This is a genomic window from Cohnella panacarvi Gsoil 349 (genome assembly GCF_000515335.1).
GTDB lineage: Bacteria > Bacillota > Bacilli > Paenibacillales > Paenibacillaceae > Cohnella > Cohnella panacarvi.
Map to the genome: position 1 here is coordinate 1,741,408 of NZ_KI911563.1, position 18,341 is coordinate 1,759,748.

The window sequence follows — 18,341 nt, forward strand, 5'->3', positions numbered from 1 at the left end:
CTTCGAATGCATGACATTATCGTTCCAGCAATGGGTGAATCCATCACGGAAGGCACGATCTCCAAATGGATCGTTCAAGTAGGAGACGCCGTTAAACAAGGTGACTTGCTGCTAGAGCTGGAGACCGACAAAGTAAACTTGGAAATCAGCGCCGAACAGGATGGCGTCGTTACCGCTATTCTGGCTAAAGAAGGCGATACCGTTAAAATCGGCGAAACCGTCGGCACGATCGGAGCCGCTGGCGCGGCTCCGGCAGTTGCTCCGGCAGCGCCGCCTGCAGCGGTTGCCCCTCCGGCGGCAGCCGCTGCGCCTGCTCCTTCGGCTGCACCGGCGCCCGCTGCGTCGGCTGGCCAGACGCTCGCTTCGCCGGCCGCACGCAAGCTTGCCCGCGAGCAAGGCATCGACCTGAGCAGCGTACCGGCGCGCGATCCGATCGGCCGCATCACTCCTGCCGACGTGAAATCCGCAGGCAACGCGCCTGCTCCGGCAGCGCAAGCTGCGCCTAGCCCGGCGTCGGACAAGACCGCGACGGCCAACTACGCGAAACCGGAAGAGCGCCGCAAGATGTCCCGCCGCCGCATGACGATCGCGAAGCGTCTCGTCGAAGCGCAGCAGACGGCCGCGATGCTGACGACGTTCAACGAAGTCGACATGTCCGCCATCATGGAAATCCGCAAACGCCGCAAAGACTCGTTCAAAGAAAAGCACGACGTCGGCCTCGGTTTCATGTCCTTCTTCACGAAAGCGGTCGTCGGCGCCCTTAAGGCGTTCCCTCTGCTTAACGCGGAAATTAGCGGCGACGATATCATCGTCAAGAAGTACTACGACATCGGCATCGCCGTATCGGCCAAAGAAGGCTTGGTCGTACCGGTCGTTCGCGAGGCCGACCGCCTAGGCTTCGCTGAAATCGAGCGCACTATCGTGAACCTCGCGACCAAAGCGCGCAGCAACACGCTCGAACTGTCCGAGCTTCAAGGAGGCACGTTCACGATCACGAACGGCGGCACGTTCGGCTCGCTGCTCTCGACGCCGATCCTGAACGCTCCGCAAGTCGGCATTCTCGGCATGCACAAGATCCAGCTTCGTCCGGTCGCGATCGACGCGGAGCGGATGGAGAACCGCCCGATGATGTACATCGCCCTCTCCTACGACCACCGTATCGTCGACGGCGCCGAAGCCGTGCAATTCCTCGTCAAAGTCAAGGAAATGCTCGAAGATCCGGAAACGCTGCTTCTTGAAGGCTAATTTGTTCCTTACGCGCCGCTGTAACGGTATAAGATACCGCTGCAGCGGCGCTTTTTCGTGTTTCCTCGGGGATAAATCCCCCATTTCCCGCGTCCCCCCCACCTAGAGGTCACATCGACCTCTAATTCCCCGATTTCGCACAAACCACTCACCTAGAGGTCAAATCGCCCTCTAAATCCCCGATTTCCCGCAAACCATCCACCTAGAGGTCAAATCGACCCCTAAATCCCCGTTTTCCTGCAAACCATCCACCTAGAGGTCAAATCGCCCTCTAAATCCCCCATTTCCCGCAAACCATCCACCTAGAGGTCAAATCGCCCTCTAAATCCCCCATTTCCCGCAAACCATCCACCTAGAGGTCAAATCGACCCCTAAATCCCCGATTTCCCGCAAACCATCCACCTAGAGGTCACATCGACCTCTAAATCCCCGATTTCCCGCAAACCATCCACCTAGAGGTCACATCGACCTCTAAATCCCCGATTTCCCGCAAACCATCCAACTAGAGGTCAAATCGCCCTCTAAATCCCCGTTTTCCCGCGAATCCCCCACATAGAGGTCAAATCGCCCTCTAAATCCCCGATTTCCCGCAAACCATCCACCTAGAGGTCAAATCGACCCCTAAATCCCCGATTTCCCGCAAACCATCCACATAGAGGTCAAATCGCCCTCTAAATCCCCGTTTTCCCGCGAATCCCCCACCTAGAGGTCAAATCGACCCCTAAATCCCTGATTTCCCGCAAACCATCCACCTAGAGGTCAAATCGACCCCTAAATCCCCGATTTCCCGCGTTTCCCCCACCTAGAGGTCAAATCGCCCTCTAAATCCCCGTTTTCCCGCAAACCATCCACATAGAGGTCAAATCGCCCTCTAAATCCCCCATTTCCCGCAAACCATCCACCTAGAGGTCACATCGACCTCTAAATCCCCGATTTCCCGCAAACCATCCACCTAGAGGTCAAATCGCCCTCTAAATCCCCGATTTCCCGCAAACCATCCACCTAGAGGTCAAATCGACCCCTAAATCCCCGATTTCCCGCAAACCATCCACATAGAGGTCAAATCGACCTCTAAATCCCCGATTTCTCGCAAACCATCCACCTAGAGGTCAAATCGACCCCTAAATCCCCGATTTCCCGCGTTTCCCCCACCTAGAGGTCAAATCGCCCTCTAAATCCCCGATTTCCCGCAAACCATCCACCTAGAGGTCAAATCGACCCCTAAATCCCCGATTTCCCGCAAACCATCCACATAGAGGTCAAATCACCCTCTATCAAAAAACCTGTTCCCAACACGAGCGCATCAAGCGCTCAGCGGGAACAGGTTTGTATTAAACAAATATCGATTATTGCTGATCAGGCCGTCCGCTTTCTTCTTCACGCCCGGCGCGGCCGGCACGCAGCCTAAGAAGTTCCTCCTCCGTATAAGCATTTTGGATGATTCGGCTGCGGAACGACCGATTTCACTTGTTCGCACAATCGATCGATCTCATCTTCCTTGATCGCCCAACTCGTTCGGCCCAGCAAGCTCCGCGCGTCACTCATCCGCCTACACGCCCGTTCTCTTCTTCTGATTGTTCGGTTTCTTCTTAATCTGGCTTTTCATCGCCTTTACGCCGGTCGAATAATGGTCTTGACGGCTTTTCCCCTGCTGCTGCGCTTGTTTCTTCTGTTCCAACATTCGTTTCATGGCGTCTCCGAGGCTGACTTTTTTCGGTTCGTCGTTCATTCGAGGTTCACCCTTCGTCAATGATGTGTTCAGTATACCATAGCGGAACTTTCCGTACATGCAGGAGGAATTTATGCCCAATTTAGCGAAGTAATAGGTTCACCAAAATTCAACAAGGCGGGCGAGAGTTCGACATGAAAAAAGGTATCCTCGCGCTCATCTGCTGTCTCCTGATGACGGCGTGCGGCGACAATCCAAGAAGTTCGAAAGTTAAACCGGCGTACAAGCCTACCTTGAACGTGAAGCTGGACCTGGACGGCAATAAATTGAAAGTGACCGTCGATACCGACATGCACATATCGCCAGAGCACTACGGCATGCAGCGCAAAGAAGGCGAAGGCCACATCCATATGTACCTGGACGACCAAGCCAGGATCGGAGTGAAAGAGAATATATACGAGTTTCCTCCTCTTGCGCCCGGTCGCCATACGATTAAAGTCAGCTTGCACAATAACGACCATACGCCTTACGACGTTACGGTTAAGAAGGAATTCGATATCCAATGACGACAGCTACCCAGAAGCCTGCGCCCCAACATCGCCGACTTAGCCTGCAGACCAAGCTGCTTATGCTCGTTACGGTCGTTACCGTCGCCATGATGTCCGTCATCGTATGGTTCGACACCTACAGCCTCCGCAAATCAGTCGAAGAGACGTACGTGAGCCAGCTCGACGGAATGACGACCGCCATCAACGGCAGGTACGAGGAATCTCACTCTATCCAGGACGTACAGCAAATTTTCGACTATATCCAGTATAAAAATCAGGATGTGCTGCAGCTCACGCTGTTCGGCGAGAACGAAATCCAAGCATCGACGGACCGCAGCCGCGTCGGCGAGCCTTCTCCTCCGAACCTGCTCAGTCTGCTGGAGAACGATCGTACGCTCGTCGAGCATCTCGACGACGAAGACGGCATTCCGAAGGACCGGCTGACCGCTCCGCTCAAGGAAGACGGAGTCACGATCGGCGCAATCGAGCTGCTCATCGACACTTCCGACAGCAATGCGTTAATCCGCACGCGCGTACAGATCATTATCGTCGTCGGATTAGCGATCACCGTTCTGTTGTTGCTGTCGCTGTCTTACATCATCCGCAAGCTGCTGCTTCGTCCGCTTCTGAAGCTTAGGACAGCCGCCGTATCCGTTAAACAAGGCTTGCCCTACAAGGACATCTCGCTCAACTCCAGCCATGAGATCAACGAGGTCGCTTCCGCGTTCAACGAGATGGTCATCAACCTCGAAGGACGATATACCGAACTGAAGAAAGCGATGGATATCGTGCAGCATACGCAGAAGCAATTGGTCGAATCGGAGAAAATGGTCGCCTTGGGCAATCTCGTCGCCGGCGTATCGCACGAGATCAATACGCCGATCGGAATCGGCGTGACCGCCGTCTCGTTCATGGATGAGAAATCGAAGGAGTTCCAAGCCATATACGCGAGCGGGAAGATGAAGCGATCGGATCTTGACGAGTACTTGCACGTGATTCAAGACACGACCGGAATGATTCAGACGAATCTGTTCCGCGCTTCGGAGCTCATTCGCAGCTTTAAGCAGGTCGCGGTCGACAGCAGCGCGCAAGCGAAGCGGCGATTCAAGCTGAAAACCTACATCCAAGAAGTGCTCGTCAGCCTGCAACCGAATTTGAAGAAGACGAAACATCTCGTCGAGGTTCACGGATCGGATCAGATCGAACTGAACACGGACCCCGGCACGATCTCTCAGCTGTTGACCAATTTCATCATGAACTCTCTGATCCATGCCTTCGCCGATAAAGACGAGGGCAAGATCGAGATCCACGTGCTCGAGTACAACGGCAAGGTCACGATGCGGTATTCCGACAACGGCAAAGGAATGCCCCCCGAGGTCGCCGCGCAAATATTCGAACCGTTCTTCACGACGAATCGCAGCGGCGGCGGTACGGGGCTCGGCATGCATATCGTCTATAATCTCGTCGTCCAGTCGCTCGGCGGCACGATTACGTGCGAAAGCGAGCTCGGACAAGGCACCGCGTTCACCATAGAAATACCGAATTCTTGAGGAGGCATCATTCATGACGACGAATCACGCAGACGATTTCCTCGTTTTCGCGGAAGAAGATCACGCGGAATCGCCGAACGGCGAATCAGGCGGCAACGATCTATGGAAAGTCATTATCGTCGATGACGAAATAGAAGTTCATCAGCTTACTCGCATGGTACTCGGCGATTTCGCGTTCGACGGCAAACGGCTGCAGTTTATCAGCGCTTATTCCGAGACGGAGGCGCGCTCGCTCATCGAGGAGCATGCGGACGCCGCGGTCATCTTGCTCGACGTCGTGATGGACGAGGACGATACCGGTTTGAAGCTCGTCAAATACATACGCGAAGACCTCGGCAGAACCTCGGTTCGCATTATTCTGCGCACCGGACAGCCCGGTCAAGCCCCGGAACGAGTCGTGATCGCGAATTACGATATTAACGATTATAAGGAAAAAACCGAGTTAACCTCGCAGAAGCTGTTCACGACGATGATGGCGGCGCTTCGTTCTTTTCGGGATATTATGGTCATCGAGAACAATAAAGTCGGCTTGGAGAAAATCATTAACTCCTCCGCCGACCTGTTCGAGCTCAAATCGATGCGCAAGTTCGCTTCCGGCGTCCTGACGCAGCTGACTTCGATTCTGAACCTGAACAAGAACGCGCTCCATTGCAACAGCTTCGCCGCCGCGAAAGGCGGGCAGGAGGAAATTTATATTCTGGCGGCATCCGGGGACTACTCCTTCAAAGATAACGAGAAAATCGAGAACGTCGTTCCTCCGCACGTCTACCATTGTATCGAGCAGACGTTCAGGAGCAAGACCAGCGAGTTTCAGGACTCTTACTTCACTTGTTATTTCCGCAGCAAGTCCGGTAAGGAAAACGTCATTTATTTCGAAGGGTCCCAAGACTTGAACGAATGGAACCGCTACTTAATCGGGATTTACTGCGCCAACGTATCGATCGCGTTCGAGAACATTTATTTGAACGAGGAAGTCGAGAACACGCAGAAGGAAATTATATTTACCCTAGGGGAGATTGCGGAGACGCGCTCCAAGGAAACCGGCCATCACGTTAAGCGCGTGGCCGAATATACGAAGCTGCTGGCGCTCAAATACGGCATTCCCGAGGATGAAGCGGAGATGGTCAAGCTTGCGTCGTCGATGCACGACGTCGGCAAAGTTGCCGTTCCGGACGCGATCCTGAACAAACCCGGCAAGCTGACGCCCGCCGAGTTCGACGTCATCAAGAACCATGCCAATTACGGTTACGCCATGCTTAACCACTCGCAGCGCGAGATCATCCAGACCGCCGCGATCATCGCTTACCAGCACCACGAGAAGTTCGACGGCACAGGCTATCCGAACGGGCTCGCCGGCGATGACATTCATATTTACGGGCGGATCGTCGCTTTGGCGGACGTGTTCGACGCGCTCGGCAGCGACAGAGTGTACAAGAAAGCATGGCCGCTGGACGAAATCTTGGCTTACTTCAAGGAACAAAGCGGACGTCATTTCGATCCGGCTCTCGTGAACATTTTCTTGAACAACTTGGATAGCATGCTGGCGATCAGAGATCAATACGCGGATTAACGCTGCGGACTTGAGGCAACACCCGGCTTTCGCGAGAATGAGTCGAATTGGGCGACTAACGACATGAACACCGGTAGCGCGCGGACTTGAAGTCCTTGCACCACCGGCGTTCTTTATCTTATAGGTTCGAATATTCCGAACACCCTCTTGCCGATCCTGGCCGACTGAAGCCGCTTGAACTTGTCGTGCTTCAGCTTCCGGCTCTTGTCCGCGATAATCGCAAGCACGGAACGGGAGGGCTCCATCCTCTCGTAGGCGAGCTCGAACAAGTCGTTCACCGGGTCAGCGCTGTCCCCGGTCCAACTGGCGATGTCGCCGTACGGAAGATCGGTGATGACAAGATTCAAGTCCCTGCACAGCTCCTGCACTTGTCCGGGCCTCGTAATGTCGGCGGCGAACGTCTCGACGCTCTCGATGCTGGAGCCGGCGAGAAGGCCGCCTAACCTGTCGGCGCTAGCAACCGCATCCCGATGGGAGAGCTTGCCGTACAACTCGATCAGCTTGTTCAGCTCGGCTCGCCGCCCGCCGAGCCCTTCCGACGTTAGCAGCGATAGGTTCTTGCCCGCGATGCCCAACACGTCCGGGTTGCTGTCCGAGGCATAAATGCGATTCATTCTGCCGCCGTGAAGCAAGCCGATCACCGTCAGCAGATAAGCTCCTCCGCAGCAAGGGTCGTATACCGAATACGGTCCGCTCGCCCCCCTGCTCTCGAGAACCCCGATACAAAGTTGCGCGATTTCGCTCGCCAGCCTCACGGGGAACGCCGTCGTTCCCCGCGCGTTATACAGCACTCGACCGCTCGCGAAATCTTCGTAGTTACGGTCGGCCGTCTCGAAGAGGTACTCCATTACACCATCACTTTGCAAATATCGTTCGTGAATGCGACCGGATCTTCGATCGGCAATCCTTCGATCAGCAGCGCTTGATGATAGAGCAACGTCGTGTACAGCTCAAGCTTCGTCTTATCGTTCTCGTACGCGTCCTTCAGCGACTGGAACACCGGATGGTTCACGTTGATCTCCAGCACTTTGTCCGCTTTGACGTCGCCGGCGTTCGGCATTTGTTTCAGCACCTTCTCCATCTCGATCGTCAGCTCGCCTTCCGTGGAGAAGCAGACCGGATGGGATTTCAGGCGCTTCGAAGCACGGACGTTCTTCACCTTATCCGACAGCTGCGACTTCATCGCTTCGAACAGGTCATTGTTCTCCGCCCCTTCGTCCTTGGCGTCCTTCTCGTCCGCTTCGATGCCGAGATCTCCGCTGGATACGGATTTGAATTCCTTCTCCTTGTACTTGCCGATCATCTTGATCGCGAATTCGTCGATATCGTCGGTGAAGTACAAAATTTCGTAGCCTTTGTCCGCGACGAGCTCCGTCTGCGGCAGCTTCTCGATTCGTTCGATCGATTCTCCCGACGCGTAATAGATATACTTCTGGTCTTCCGGCATGCTGGCGATATATTCGTCGAGCGTGACTTGCTTCTTCTCCTTGGACGAATAGAACAGGAGCAGATCCTGAAGCGTCTCCTTGTTCATGCCGTAGTCGCTGTAGACGCCGAACTTCAGCTGTCTGCCGAACGCCTTGTAGAACTCCTCGTACTTGTCCCGTTCGTCCTTCAGCAAGCTTTGAAACTGGCTCTTGATCTTGCTTTGGATGTTCTTCGCGATCAGCTTCAGCTGGCGGTCGTGTTGCAGCATCTCGCGGGAAATGTTCAACGACAGATCCTCGGAGTCGACGAGACCTTTCACGAAGCTGAAGTAGTCCGGCAGCAGATCCGCGCATTTGTTCATGATCAGAACGCCGCTGGAATACAGCTCGAGGCCTTTCTCGTATTCCTTCGTATAGTAGTCGAACGGCATGCTGCCCGGAATGTACAGTATCGCGTTATAGCGGACCGCCCCGTCGACGCTGATATGGATATGCTTGATCGGCGTATCGAAGCCGTAATGCTTCTCATTGTAGAAATTGTTGTAGTCCTCGGTCGTCAGCTCGCTCTTGTTCTTCTTCCAGATCGGAACGAGGCTGTTGATCGTCTGCTCTTCTTCGTATTGCTCGTATTCGTCCTCCGTCCCTTCCTTCTTGCGGCTGCGGGACACGTCCATCTTGATCGGATAACGTATGAAGTCGGAGTACTTCTTGATGATCGAACGAAGGCGATATTCCTCGAGGAACTCGTCGTAGCTGTCGTCTTCCGTGTTCGCTTTGATTTTCAGAATAATTTCCGTGCCGACTTCGGCTTTCTCTGCCGACTCGATCGAGTAGCCGTCGGCTCCTTCGGACTCCCACTTGAATGCTCCGTCGCCGTCAAGCGGGCGGCTGATGACCGTCACGCGGTCGGCGACCATGAAAGCGGAGTAGAAACCGACGCCGAATTGACCGATGATGTCATGGCCGTCTTTCGACTCGTTCTCGTTCTTGAAGGCGAGGGAGCCGCTCTTGGCGATGATGCCGAGATTGTTCTCGAGTTCCTCGCGGGTCATGCCGATGCCGGTATCGCGGATCGTAAGCGTTCTGTTATCTTTGTCCGCTATTACTTTTATGTAGTAATTGTCTTTGTCGAATACGATGGAGTCGTCGGTTAGCGCGCGGTAATAAATTTTATCGATGGCGTCGCTGGCATTCGAAATAAGCTCTCTTAAGAAAATCTCCCGCTGCGTGTAGATCGAGTTGATCATCATCTCGAGCAGACGCTTGGATTCGGCTTTGAACTGTTGCTTGGACATTGCGATTACCCCTTTGCGACATAGATTAGCACTCTTGCCACCAGAGTGCCAACACTTACTTTTTATCATTATCCCCGTTCGCCTGTCAAGGTGCGCAAAAAAACGGCATCGCTGCCGTTAACGCGATAAGACTTGGCGAACCGAGAACATTCCGGTTTACCCCGCCTGTCGCAGCCTGCCGCGGAGAATAACCGCGAGTCCCAGCATGACGACAGGCAGCCCGAAGGCGATCGGAACCGCGATGTACGGCCATACCTTCTCAAGATACTGCATGGCTCTGAAGTGATCGCCGACGATCCGATAGCTGAAGCCGCCGATGAGCAGGCATGCCGGGACGATCATCCATCTGTTGCTTCGCATTCCGAACAGCTTCGACATCGAAACCGACGTTCCATAGATGCAGATCATAATCTCGAACAGTACGGGGATGGAGTATAAAGCGATCATAATCATCTCGTAACGTTGCATGAAGTCGCCGATATGCGCGTTCCTAGCCAACTTCATGCAGGAGACCGTGTATCGGGACGTTACCTCCGCGGACAGAACGGCCCCCTCCAATAACGCCCAGATTAGCGTCACCATCCCCGTTGCCGCCAAGCCGGTCATGCCGACCTTTCCGCCATGCTTATCGGCGTTGTTGACGAACGGCATGACGATCGCGGCCATCATGATCGCCATCGCGCAATCCGCGTCATAGTGCAGACTCGCTTCCGCCGCCGAGGGGAATCCTTGTTCAAGCACGGGAAGCAAGTTGCGAATATCGAACTCTTGGGTCGACCCGATAATGATAAGCACGTTCAGCAGGAAAATAAACAGCATGCCAAGGAGCGCCAACCGCGCGACGACCTCTAATCCGTAGAAACAGCCCAGCGCGCCGACGAGCAGCGAGGAGACGAGGAACAGCGACAGCGGCGCCTCCGGCAGAAAGTAATCCTGCAGATGATAGACGAAAGTAATCATAATCGGGCCGCTGGAGGCGATGAAGAACGTTAGCACGACCAAAGCAACGATCTTCCCGAGCCAATTGCCCAGCAAGGCCTCGCCTATCGCGAGGAAATTCATGCCCGGCGCGCGCTTCATGACCAGATATGCGACGTACATGAACAGCATGCCTTGAAGCGTACCGAGCAACGTCGCAAGCCACATATCTTGGCCGGCGATTCGCGCCAGCGTCCCTTGCGTAACGCCGATCGATTTGACGAAGATCATGTTGACGATCATGGAGATGAACATCCCGTTGCTAATCCGGAGTTTCGTCATTGGCTACTTTCCTCCGATTTCAGTACGACGCTCTTCACGTTCGCTTTCACCGCGACATCGACCCGGGCTTCGGAGAATGCGGAGCTCCAACGGTCTCCGATCTTGCGCCATTCCGCCGGGAACTTGTTGCGGAAGACGTCCGCCAGCTTCAAGACGTCGGAATGGTATTCCCGCTGCGCTTTGCGCAGGAGCGCCTCGATTTCGCCTTTCAGCCGTTCCTCCAATGCCCGTTCGATGTCGGGTCGGATCTTGGCGATATTCGTCCCGCATCCCGACTCCACGACGTCCGCTTTCGCGCGGAGCTCGATTCGAAACTCCGGCCGCTCATTCCGATAGGACGGCTTGACCTTGAGTCTGGCGTCGCGGAATTCCAAGGACAGCTTGTTGCCGCTGTTCGGACAGCCGACGACCTCGATGCCGCTTTCCAGCCGTTCCGTAAAAAACAGCAGCCCGCGCGTCTCCTCCGGCGAAAGCCAGCCGACCATCCTTCCTTCTTTGAAAACAGCCGCCCCCGCCAATTCCACCTGCTTGAGCGAACCGTGCTCCTGCGGCTTCTTGTTCGAAATTCCTCTCGACACGAGCGTTAATCTAGCGAGTATCGGTTCGGAAGAGCGGCTTAAGTAGGCCTCTTCCAGATTCATCATATCGCTTGACGGCGCCTGGCCGACGATCTCGTTGTCCTGGAACAAATTATCTACCGCCTGGCCCGGCACGACTTCAAGTCCCGTAATCGTCGAGATGACCTCGGCCGGAGAGTCGGACGTCACGGCTACCCGCGTGTTCATTCGCAATTCGTGGTTGCGGGTGAAGAAATCGACCATGTCCTCTATGCCGTTCCTGGCGTAATCCTCTTGCATGACGATGAGGAAGTTGTGTGCCCAGTACACTCGGCGGGAGACGAATCGCCCAAGGTTGCGAATCGCGTCGAATATCGTCTGTCCCTCGGCTAACGCGGAATAGATCGGTTGTCCGGTTCCGCCCGAAGGAGCTCCGGTCTGCCCTCTCGCATCCGACGGGCGAATAATTTGCGCCGAGAGTCTAATCGTGCCGGGTTTCTGTCCGTTCTCGATGCCGACCGCCGTCACGATCGCCAGCTCGTTGATTTGTCGTTGGCCGACGCAAGAGACGCACGTCATTAACGCGGCCAGCGACGAGAACAAGATTAGGATCTTCCTGGTCATGATTTCCCTTTCCCCGGCCGCGGCATCTGCCGATCTCCTTCGCGTTGCGTATCTTGGGCGAATTGCGGCCTTTTATCCATCATCCATATCGGCAGCCTGAACACCATGTCGCGTTGTTCGGAGTGACGGTACGGGCTTGCCGGCGCCAAGTACGGTTCGCCGAACGAACGGATCGAGAGCGCGTGCAGCAAAAGCGCGAAGAACATCGTCGCGAATCCCAGCAGGCCGAAGAGACCGGAAGCGATCAAGATCGGGAACCGGAACAGCCGGATCGCCAGCGAGGAAGTATAGCTCGGAATCGCGAACGACGAGATGCCCGTGATCGCCACGACGATGACCATGAACGGCGATACCAACCCTGCTTGGACGGCCGCTTGGCCGATGATGAGCGAGCCGACGATGCTGACCGCTTGGCCGATCGGCTTGGGCATGCGAAGCCCCGCTTCGCGCATGAGCTCGAACGCGAGCTCCATCAACAACGCCTCAAGGAGGACGGGAAACGGCACGACTTCCCGCCCGGAGGCGATCGTCAAAGCCAACGAGGTCGGAATCATCTCGTGATGGAACGATACGAGCATGACGTATACGGAGGGCAGCAATAAGCTGATGAAGAAAGCGACGTAGCGAATGATTCGGAAGAAGGATCCCACCCAATAACGGTCGTAATAATCGTCCGGCGCTTGGATGAACTGCCAGAAGTACGTGGGAACGATCAGCACGACGGGCGTGTTGTCGACGAATATCGCCACCCTGCCCTCCAGCAGCGCGGCCGCCACCTTATCCGGCCGTTCCGTGCTCTGCACCGTATTGAACGGGGACAGCGGCGCGTCCTCGATCAATTCCTCGATATATCCGCTTTCCAGAATCGCGTCGATCTTAATGTCGCCGAGCCGCCTTGTGACTTCGTCGACGAGCCCTTCCTTCACGAGATCCTCGATATAAGCGATGTTGATATCCGTCTTCGTCCTCGTACCGACGATCATGGAATCGAAGCGCAGCTTCGGATCCTTGATGCGCCTGCGAATGTGGGCGGTATTCGAACGGATGCTCTCCGTAAAGCCGTCTCTCGGACCTCTGACGTTATTCTCCGAAGACGGCTCTTCTATGCCTCTGTCCTTCCACCCTCTGGTGCTGACGAGAATGCCTTCTTCTAAGCCGTCTACGAGGACAAGCGTGTCTCCCGACACGATGCCTTGAACGCCATCGGACGCGTCGCCGCACAGCTTCGCCGAGGCGCTATACATCAAGCGCGTGCGAATCGCGTCCGCGCTGCGCAGAGAAGCCGGATCGAGGTTAAGCTCGTTCCCCAGTACGACTAATGCCCGCAGAATGCCGTCGATCGCCTGCGAGTCGACCATGCCGTCGAGAAAATAACAGATCCCTTTATGATCGGGTTTTCCGCACAGCATGAACTCGCGTTTCTGAACGTCTACGCTGCTGCCGAGAACCGAATCGATCGTCTCCGAGTTACGGGATAACCTTGCTTCGAAGGTCAGTTGCCGATTTCCTTGGTCCACCTGCACGCACGGAGTCCTCCTTTCAAGAGGCTGTATAGCTTATCGGACAGTGATTCACACTAATGGCATAACGATCGGCAATCGTTCCTTCTGGATGAGGTGAGTGCGATGGATTTATACCATTCATGGGTTTACGAGCGGCTGCTGAACACGGAATGGTTCATGTGGACCCTCGTCTTCTCCGTGCTCGGCATCAATATTCTGTCGCCGCTGATCGTCTGGTACGTCGTCGGCGGCAGACGAGCCATCTCCAAAGTGATCCGAATGAGTAAGCGGCAGCGTTCGGACGAATGAAAGCGGAACTTCCCTAAAGGCATCCCGTAGTTTTCCACCGAATTCCAACCGTTATTCCGTATCGGCACGTAAAAAAACCGATCCTACTCGGATCGGTCGGGCTTGTTCGTCTCTACCGCTAAGGTACCGTTGCCAATCTTTTCCGCGACTTTCCCGGCGTGCGCTTTTTTGGCGCCAAAGGCGGCGTGCGTCAGAGCGTAGCTGGATAGACGGCCCTTCCTGCTTCCGTCGCAACATCGGGTTCGCACACTTATCCTCCTACCGAGTCGCTACTTCGGGGGTTCGCACACTTTGTCCTCCTCTGGAGTCGCTACTTCGGGGGTTCGCAACTTTGTCCTCCTCTGGAGTCGCAGCACACCTGCAATTCTGCAGTTAATCCTACTCGAAAGCGCTCGTTTATCCCCTCATCCTGCAAAATTACAGGTATTTGTCCTGCAAACTCTCAATGGAGTCACGCAGCTCGCTATCACCTGCACATTTGCATTTATGGATTTAACACCCTACTGGTTCTATGAAACAGCTGTACTATCGCAGGTTCTATTGGTTGGCGGAGAGAGAGTGGGGTACGCTCCGTCGCTGCGCGACCGTATTCACGGTCACACGATAGCGACTATCACGCCAGGACCTTCGAACATGCCCCCGGTCATGTCCGCTTTGCGACGACCTGTTCTCATCCCGAATCGCCCTATAGAATTAGGGCAACCTCTAACCCCAAAATTTATACTTTCTGATAGGTACAAAAAGACGTTCGAGCGGATAACGCTTCGAACGTCTTGTTCATTACGTATGAATATGGTGGGCCCGGTGGGGGTCGAACCCACAACCTACCGGTTAAGAGCCGGTTGCTCTGCCATTGAGCTACAGGCCCGTCCATGCAATCTATCATAACATAAACGATGACTACATAGAAGGTTTCATTGATTTTTCTTAAAACCGATGTTTCCTTAACCACGATCCCGCGTAATCGACCGCGCTTCGCATGTCGAACAACGCGCAATCCGCATGCCCGATTTCGCCTCTCCGCACGTCCCGCTCCAGCTCGTAATGCGCGCCAAGAATGGGGAAATCGTCCGCGTCGTACGCGAAGTCGGCGAACCGCTTCCATACCCGTTGGCCGTCTTCCATAATGGCGGCGCCCATCTTCTTCGCGGGCATCCCCGGCAGCGTCGCCTCGGCCAGATGAAAGCTCGTGCAGCTATCGTATCCGACTCCGACGAGCAGCACTCTGGCGTTCAGCTCGTAAAGCTTCCCGAGCGGCGAATCCATCCCGAATTGCGGCGTTAACGGATGGTTCGAGACAATGTCGGCAGCGAGCTTGCCGTTCGCGCAGAACGACACCTGCGGGTGGGCCGATCGCATCGTGCCCGGGAACGCCCGGAACGTCTCGGCAATCTGACCGATGCCCCACGTCGGAGTCGCGTCCGGATCGAACGCCGGCATCTCGTCATAGATGATATCGACCCACTCGGACGGCACCGGCGGGTTCTGCCACTCGGCGGGATCGCTCCAGTTCCCGCTATGCGCCGGCATCACGAGCGTCCCTTCGGAGCCGATCGTCCGCAAGAGCGCTTGAATGACCGCTTGCGAGCCGCCGCAAACCCACCCCAGCTTGGACAACGAGGAATGGACGATGACGACGTCTCCCTCGCGAACGCCTAGACGCGCCAGATCCTTCTCCATGCCGCCGACCGTCACTGGCATGCGCGACTGTTCGATAACTGTTTTTTCGCTCATATGACCTGATCCCCTGCTATTCTATTGAAGTCTAATTCCGCGTTGATTGCTCGCCTACGAGTTTCCAGTCCTCGGCCGTGAAGTTGCCCATGAACCATAGGGACACGCCTTTCAACCCGTAAAACTTGGCCAGCCAAAGCTTCTTGGCGATGCTTGACTTATCCTCGTAATAGATCTCGTGGCTGCCTCGCTCGTCGGTGAAAACGGCCTTCGTCAGAAAATACGGCATCTCGAACGTCTTGGCGACTCCAGGCATCCCGAGCCTCTTCTCGACGTCCGCGATCGCGGGGTTAAGCGCGTCGCCTGTCACGCCAGAGACCGTGATCCATTGGTTCGCCTGCTTCGATATCCCAAGTACCAGCTTCTCCTTCGGAATCGATTCGAGCGCCGTCACGACCGCATCGTTAACGAGCGGCAGCGGCGCGGACGGTAGCTTGCTCTCGTTATGCGTATAATCGTACGCCATCAGAATCACCGTATCGGCCAGCTTGCCGATCTCCCTCAACTCGTAGCCCTTGTAGTAGTCAACCGGCGGAACGGCCACGGACAGCGTGAATTCGCCAAGCCGCGCCTTTAAATCCCGCAGGAATCCTACGTAGTCGGCGGCGCTCGCCGCCTCCTTCAAGCCTTCGAAGTCGATGGTAACGCCCGAGAACGAATCAGCCGGATTGCGCAATGCGGCAAGCAATTCCGAGAGGAACGCCGCTTGAGCCGGCCCGTCCTTCAGGAAATCCCGCAAATTGCTTCCGTCGTAGAACACCATCAATTCCTTCGGAATGCCCGCGGCGTCGGCAGCGCCGAGAACCTCCTCGTAACCGCTCGGCATTCGATGAACCGTCGCGGTCGTATTTAACGAGGCTTTCCCCTCTTCTCCGTACTCTAAGTGAGACCAACCCAGCACGACATCGGACAGCTTGCTCATCTGGCTAAGCGCGGAATAAGACTGTATGGCATAGAAGCCCGTGAACCGAAGCTTCTCCGCCGATACTTGCTTATCGATCATTCGATAGATGACGGCCGCGGCCTGTTTGCGGATGAGCGGCTCCTTCGGCATAAATCCTGCCGCGTCCCCTTCCATAATGCCGCGATAAGTCGCGTAATAGACGTAAGGCTGCAGGCTAGCCGCGATCGAAGACCGATCCTTGAACGCCCTGCGGTCACGCTCCTTCTTCCAATCCGCCTTCAGCCATTGCGAGCGAACCTCTTCCGTCTCCGCGTCCAGCAGCGTTGTCCCCGCGAGCAACGCGACCTCTTGTCTCGTAATCGTCTGCGACGGATGGAACAACCCCTTCTTGTCTAGCAGACTATCGATCCACTGCCGTTCGTACGCAACGGCAATATACGGCGCGGACCAACGGCTTGCTGCCACGTCCGCAGGAAACCCGCCTTGGTCCTTGCCCGGATTCAGCCGGTTGGCCGAGACAAGCAGCTTAACGAAGGCTTCTCTGGATAAAGGCTCGTTAGGCCGAAAAGTCCTGTCTTCATACCCGTTAACGATTCCGAGAGCGGATAACGTATAGATCGATTCCTTGGCATAATCGTTCTCCTCGTCCTTGAACGGCCCAAGCTGAACGTCGTAAGCAGAAGCACTGCCGGAGAACAGCGCTCCGAGCAGAACGAGCAACACGCTTGCTTTTCTTAGCATAACCTGTAACCTTCCCTTGCCATCTAGTAATAGGATCGTCCTCAGACCGACTCTATATTAGACGCGCGAGAAGGTTAATAGTTTTACTGTCTCTGGGATTTCAACGTCTGGATATCGGATTGGATCGAATCCATCGTCAATCTCTTAATATCGCTTAATACTTGCGTCGCATCGATCGTGCTGTTCAAGGAGCTTCCGATGAACTGCCCCCAGATGTCGGCGGCTTTGCCGTCCATCGGCGTCGGAGTGAGAGGCGGCATGCGGCTCACCAAGTTCGCGTACAGCGCCTGCGTTCGCTGGTAGGCGAAAAACTTGTCGCCGCTGTCCGGCCATTCTCCGCTTTGCATTCTCATGCTATTCGCATAGATGTTCTGGATTTGCTGAGCCAATACGCTTACGACCGCCCATGCGCCTGCCTTATTGTCGGAATCGGATGAGATCAACGTGCCCGAGCTGCCCGACCATCCGTACACTTGAAGAGGCAGCCGCATGATGCCCCAGAGCCCTTCCGTCTCCGGAGCCGCCGCCTTTAAGCTGCCGCGGTACCACCATCCGTTGAAGAACATCGCCGTTTTCCCGTCTCTAAGCGCTTCTTGACCGGCTTCGCTATTCAGGGTTAACCCCGACGCAAGCCCCCTTGCGCGAATTTGACGCGCGAGATCGATCGCCGTCGCGAAAGCGGAAGAATCGCGGACATAATTAAGCTCCCGGTCGAAGAACCCCGAGCCGTACACCGTGATATCGATCGGATCATAATCCGTGGAAGTGATCCAAGAGCCTTGCTTCTTCAGCTTGTCCGCAGCCGCAAGCCAGTTCCCCGGCTGCTCCAAGTAACTGCTGAGCGCTTCCGGTTCAGACGGCAAGCCTGCCTTCTCGAACAGGTCTCGCCTGAAATAAGCGACGCCGGGACCGATGTCGAGCGGCAACGCGAACAGATGATCATCCTTCAGCGAGCGGAAAGGAGCGATGATCGATTCCGGGAAAGCCGTGACGATCTCTTCGCCCTTATAAGGTTCGGCCGTCAGATCCTCGGCGATCCTCATCCCGACCAGCTGGCTAAGCAGATTGTTGTCCGCGAACAGCACGTCAGGCGCTTGGCCGTCGTCCATCGCTTTCAAATATCTTTCGATAAAATTGTCCCATGGAAAAATCTCCAATTCGATTTCGATATCGGGATAATGATGTCTCAGAACAGGAATGATCCAGCCCGCCTCCTGAAAATAACTCCATACCGTTACTTTCCCGGAGGGATGAGCCAGTTCGCTCCTGTCTTCGCCGTGCGCCGGTTCCGCGGACGCGAAGATGCCGGGAATCGGAGCTTGCGCCGATTCGTATTCGATTCCGTTCGTGCAGCCGGTCAACAACGCCGCAAGGATACTTATGGCCAATACCGCTCTTTTCGTCAT

15 protein-coding genes and 1 tRNA gene are annotated in these 18,341 nt (G+C 55.4%); 5 read left to right on the forward strand and 11 right to left on the reverse strand.

Annotated elements, in window-relative coordinates; all coding sequences use genetic code 11:
- Positions 1 to 6: 6 nt before the first annotated feature.
- Positions 7 to 1,245: a 2-oxoglutarate dehydrogenase complex dihydrolipoyllysine-residue succinyltransferase gene (gene odhB / locus COHPA_RS0108460; RefSeq protein ID WP_027085748.1), complete on the forward strand. Its 1,239-nt coding sequence runs from the start codon at positions 7 to 9 to the stop codon at positions 1,243 to 1,245.
- Between the two features lie 1,404 nt (positions 1,246 to 2,649).
- Here odhB and COHPA_RS25505 read toward each other — a convergent pair.
- Together COHPA_RS25505 and COHPA_RS0108470 are read right to left on the reverse strand one after the other, a co-directional pair.
- Positions 2,650 to 2,790 carry a hypothetical protein gene (locus COHPA_RS25505; RefSeq protein WP_156926619.1) on the reverse strand — a complete coding sequence of 47 codons (141 nt, stop codon included), beginning with the start codon at positions 2,788 to 2,790 and terminating at the stop codon, positions 2,650 to 2,652.
- 4 nt (positions 2,791 to 2,794) lie between these two features.
- A complete protein-coding gene (locus tag COHPA_RS0108470; RefSeq protein ID WP_027085749.1) occupies positions 2,795 to 2,974 on the reverse strand; it encodes a hypothetical protein in 180 nt (59 codons plus the stop codon).
- Positions 2,975 to 3,108: 134 nt separating this feature from the next.
- Here COHPA_RS0108470 and COHPA_RS0108475 point away from each other — a divergent pair, with 134 nt between their 5' ends.
- From COHPA_RS0108475 to COHPA_RS0108485, 3 genes are read left to right on the forward strand one after another with little or no spacing between them, the layout of a single operon-like run.
- Positions 3,109 to 3,480 carry a hypothetical protein gene (locus tag COHPA_RS0108475; protein WP_027085750.1) on the forward strand — a complete coding sequence of 124 codons (372 nt, stop codon included), beginning with the start codon at positions 3,109 to 3,111 and terminating at the stop codon, positions 3,478 to 3,480.
- Positions 3,477 to 5,012 (forward strand): sensor histidine kinase, encoded by a 1,536-nt coding sequence (locus tag COHPA_RS24815; protein ID WP_027085751.1) that lies wholly within the window; start codon positions 3,477 to 3,479, stop codon positions 5,010 to 5,012. The genes COHPA_RS0108475 and COHPA_RS24815 overlap by 4 nt, the downstream gene beginning before the upstream one ends.
- A gap of 13 nt (positions 5,013 to 5,025) precedes the next feature.
- Positions 5,026 to 6,582, forward strand: a complete 1,557-nt coding sequence (locus tag COHPA_RS0108485; RefSeq protein WP_027085752.1) for a DUF3369 domain-containing protein — start codon at positions 5,026 to 5,028, stop codon at positions 6,580 to 6,582.
- 113 nt (positions 6,583 to 6,695) lie between these two features.
- Here COHPA_RS0108485 and COHPA_RS0108490 read toward each other — a convergent pair whose 3' ends face one another.
- From COHPA_RS0108490 to COHPA_RS0108510, 5 genes are all read right to left on the reverse strand, one after another.
- Positions 6,696 to 7,430 (reverse strand): hypothetical protein, encoded by a 735-nt coding sequence (locus COHPA_RS0108490; protein ID WP_027085753.1) that lies wholly within the window; start codon positions 7,428 to 7,430, stop codon positions 6,696 to 6,698.
- On the reverse strand, positions 7,430 to 9,304 hold the full coding sequence (gene htpG / locus COHPA_RS0108495; RefSeq protein WP_027085754.1) for a molecular chaperone HtpG: 1,875 nt from the start codon (positions 9,302 to 9,304) through the stop codon (positions 7,430 to 7,432). The genes COHPA_RS0108490 and htpG overlap by 1 nt, the downstream gene beginning before the upstream one ends.
- A gap of 156 nt (positions 9,305 to 9,460) precedes the next feature.
- On the reverse strand, positions 9,461 to 10,564 hold the full coding sequence (locus COHPA_RS0108500; protein ID WP_027085755.1) for a GerAB/ArcD/ProY family transporter: 1,104 nt from the start codon (positions 10,562 to 10,564) through the stop codon (positions 9,461 to 9,463).
- Positions 10,561 to 11,745 carry a Ger(x)C family spore germination protein gene (locus tag COHPA_RS0108505; RefSeq protein ID WP_027085756.1) on the reverse strand — a complete coding sequence of 395 codons (1,185 nt, stop codon included), beginning with the start codon at positions 11,743 to 11,745 and terminating at the stop codon, positions 10,561 to 10,563. Before COHPA_RS0108505 ends, COHPA_RS0108500 begins: the two co-directional genes overlap by 4 nt.
- Positions 11,742 to 13,268 (reverse strand): spore germination protein, encoded by a 1,527-nt coding sequence (locus tag COHPA_RS0108510; RefSeq protein WP_027085757.1) that lies wholly within the window; start codon positions 13,266 to 13,268, stop codon positions 11,742 to 11,744. Before COHPA_RS0108510 ends, COHPA_RS0108505 begins: the two co-directional genes overlap by 4 nt.
- 102 nt (positions 13,269 to 13,370) lie before the next feature.
- Between COHPA_RS0108510 and COHPA_RS0108515 the strand changes: the two genes are divergently transcribed.
- Positions 13,371 to 13,556: a hypothetical protein gene (locus tag COHPA_RS0108515; RefSeq protein ID WP_027085758.1), complete on the forward strand. Its 186-nt coding sequence runs from the start codon at positions 13,371 to 13,373 to the stop codon at positions 13,554 to 13,556.
- A gap of 793 nt (positions 13,557 to 14,349) precedes the next feature.
- Here the strand turns inward: COHPA_RS0108515 and COHPA_RS0108525 are convergent.
- From COHPA_RS0108525 to COHPA_RS0108540, 4 genes are all read right to left on the reverse strand, one after another.
- Positions 14,350 to 14,424: transfer RNA gene (locus COHPA_RS0108525), tRNA-Lys, on the reverse strand.
- A 59-nt stretch (positions 14,425 to 14,483) separates the two neighbouring features.
- Positions 14,484 to 15,290 (reverse strand): AAC(3) family N-acetyltransferase, encoded by an 807-nt coding sequence (locus COHPA_RS0108530; RefSeq protein WP_027085759.1) that lies wholly within the window; start codon positions 15,288 to 15,290, stop codon positions 14,484 to 14,486.
- Between the two features lie 31 nt (positions 15,291 to 15,321).
- The gene (locus COHPA_RS0108535; protein WP_027085760.1) at positions 15,322 to 16,935 is read right to left on the reverse strand and encodes an S-layer homology domain-containing protein; all 1,614 of its coding nucleotides are present in this window, start codon (positions 16,933 to 16,935) and stop codon (positions 15,322 to 15,324) included.
- An 83-nt stretch (positions 16,936 to 17,018) separates the two neighbouring features.
- The gene (locus tag COHPA_RS0108540) at positions 17,019 to 18,341 is read right to left on the reverse strand and encodes an ABC transporter substrate-binding protein (RefSeq protein WP_027085761.1); all 1,323 of its coding nucleotides are present in this window, start codon (positions 18,339 to 18,341) and stop codon (positions 17,019 to 17,021) included.

Coding starts and splice junctions, on each gene's coding strand:
- odhB (WP_027085748.1), top strand. CDS start 7: ATGCATGACATTATCGTTCCAGCAATGGGTGAATCCATCACGGAAGGC.
- COHPA_RS25505 (WP_156926619.1), bottom strand. CDS start 2,790: ATGAGTGACGCGCGGAGCTTGCTGGGCCGAACGAGTTGGGCGATCAAG.
- COHPA_RS0108470 (WP_027085749.1), bottom strand. CDS start 2,974: ATGAACGACGAACCGAAAAAAGTCAGCCTCGGAGACGCCATGAAACGA.
- COHPA_RS0108475 (WP_027085750.1), top strand. CDS start 3,109: ATGAAAAAAGGTATCCTCGCGCTCATCTGCTGTCTCCTGATGACGGCG.
- COHPA_RS24815 (WP_027085751.1), top strand. CDS start 3,477: ATGACGACAGCTACCCAGAAGCCTGCGCCCCAACATCGCCGACTTAGC.
- COHPA_RS0108485 (WP_027085752.1), top strand. CDS start 5,026: ATGACGACGAATCACGCAGACGATTTCCTCGTTTTCGCGGAAGAAGAT.
- COHPA_RS0108490 (WP_027085753.1), bottom strand. CDS start 7,430: ATGGAGTACCTCTTCGAGACGGCCGACCGTAACTACGAAGATTTCGCG.
- htpG (WP_027085754.1), bottom strand. CDS start 9,304: ATGTCCAAGCAACAGTTCAAAGCCGAATCCAAGCGTCTGCTCGAGATG.
- COHPA_RS0108500 (WP_027085755.1), bottom strand. CDS start 10,564: ATGACGAAACTCCGGATTAGCAACGGGATGTTCATCTCCATGATCGTC.
- COHPA_RS0108505 (WP_027085756.1), bottom strand. CDS start 11,745: ATGACCAGGAAGATCCTAATCTTGTTCTCGTCGCTGGCCGCGTTAATG.
- COHPA_RS0108515 (WP_027085758.1), top strand. CDS start 13,371: ATGGATTTATACCATTCATGGGTTTACGAGCGGCTGCTGAACACGGAA.
- COHPA_RS0108530 (WP_027085759.1), bottom strand. CDS start 15,290: ATGAGCGAAAAAACAGTTATCGAACAGTCGCGCATGCCAGTGACGGTC.
- COHPA_RS0108535 (WP_027085760.1), bottom strand. CDS start 16,935: ATGCTAAGAAAAGCAAGCGTGTTGCTCGTTCTGCTCGGAGCGCTGTTC.
- COHPA_RS0108540 (WP_027085761.1), bottom strand. CDS start 18,341: ATGACGAAAAGAGCGGTATTGGCCATAAGTATCCTTGCGGCGTTGTTG.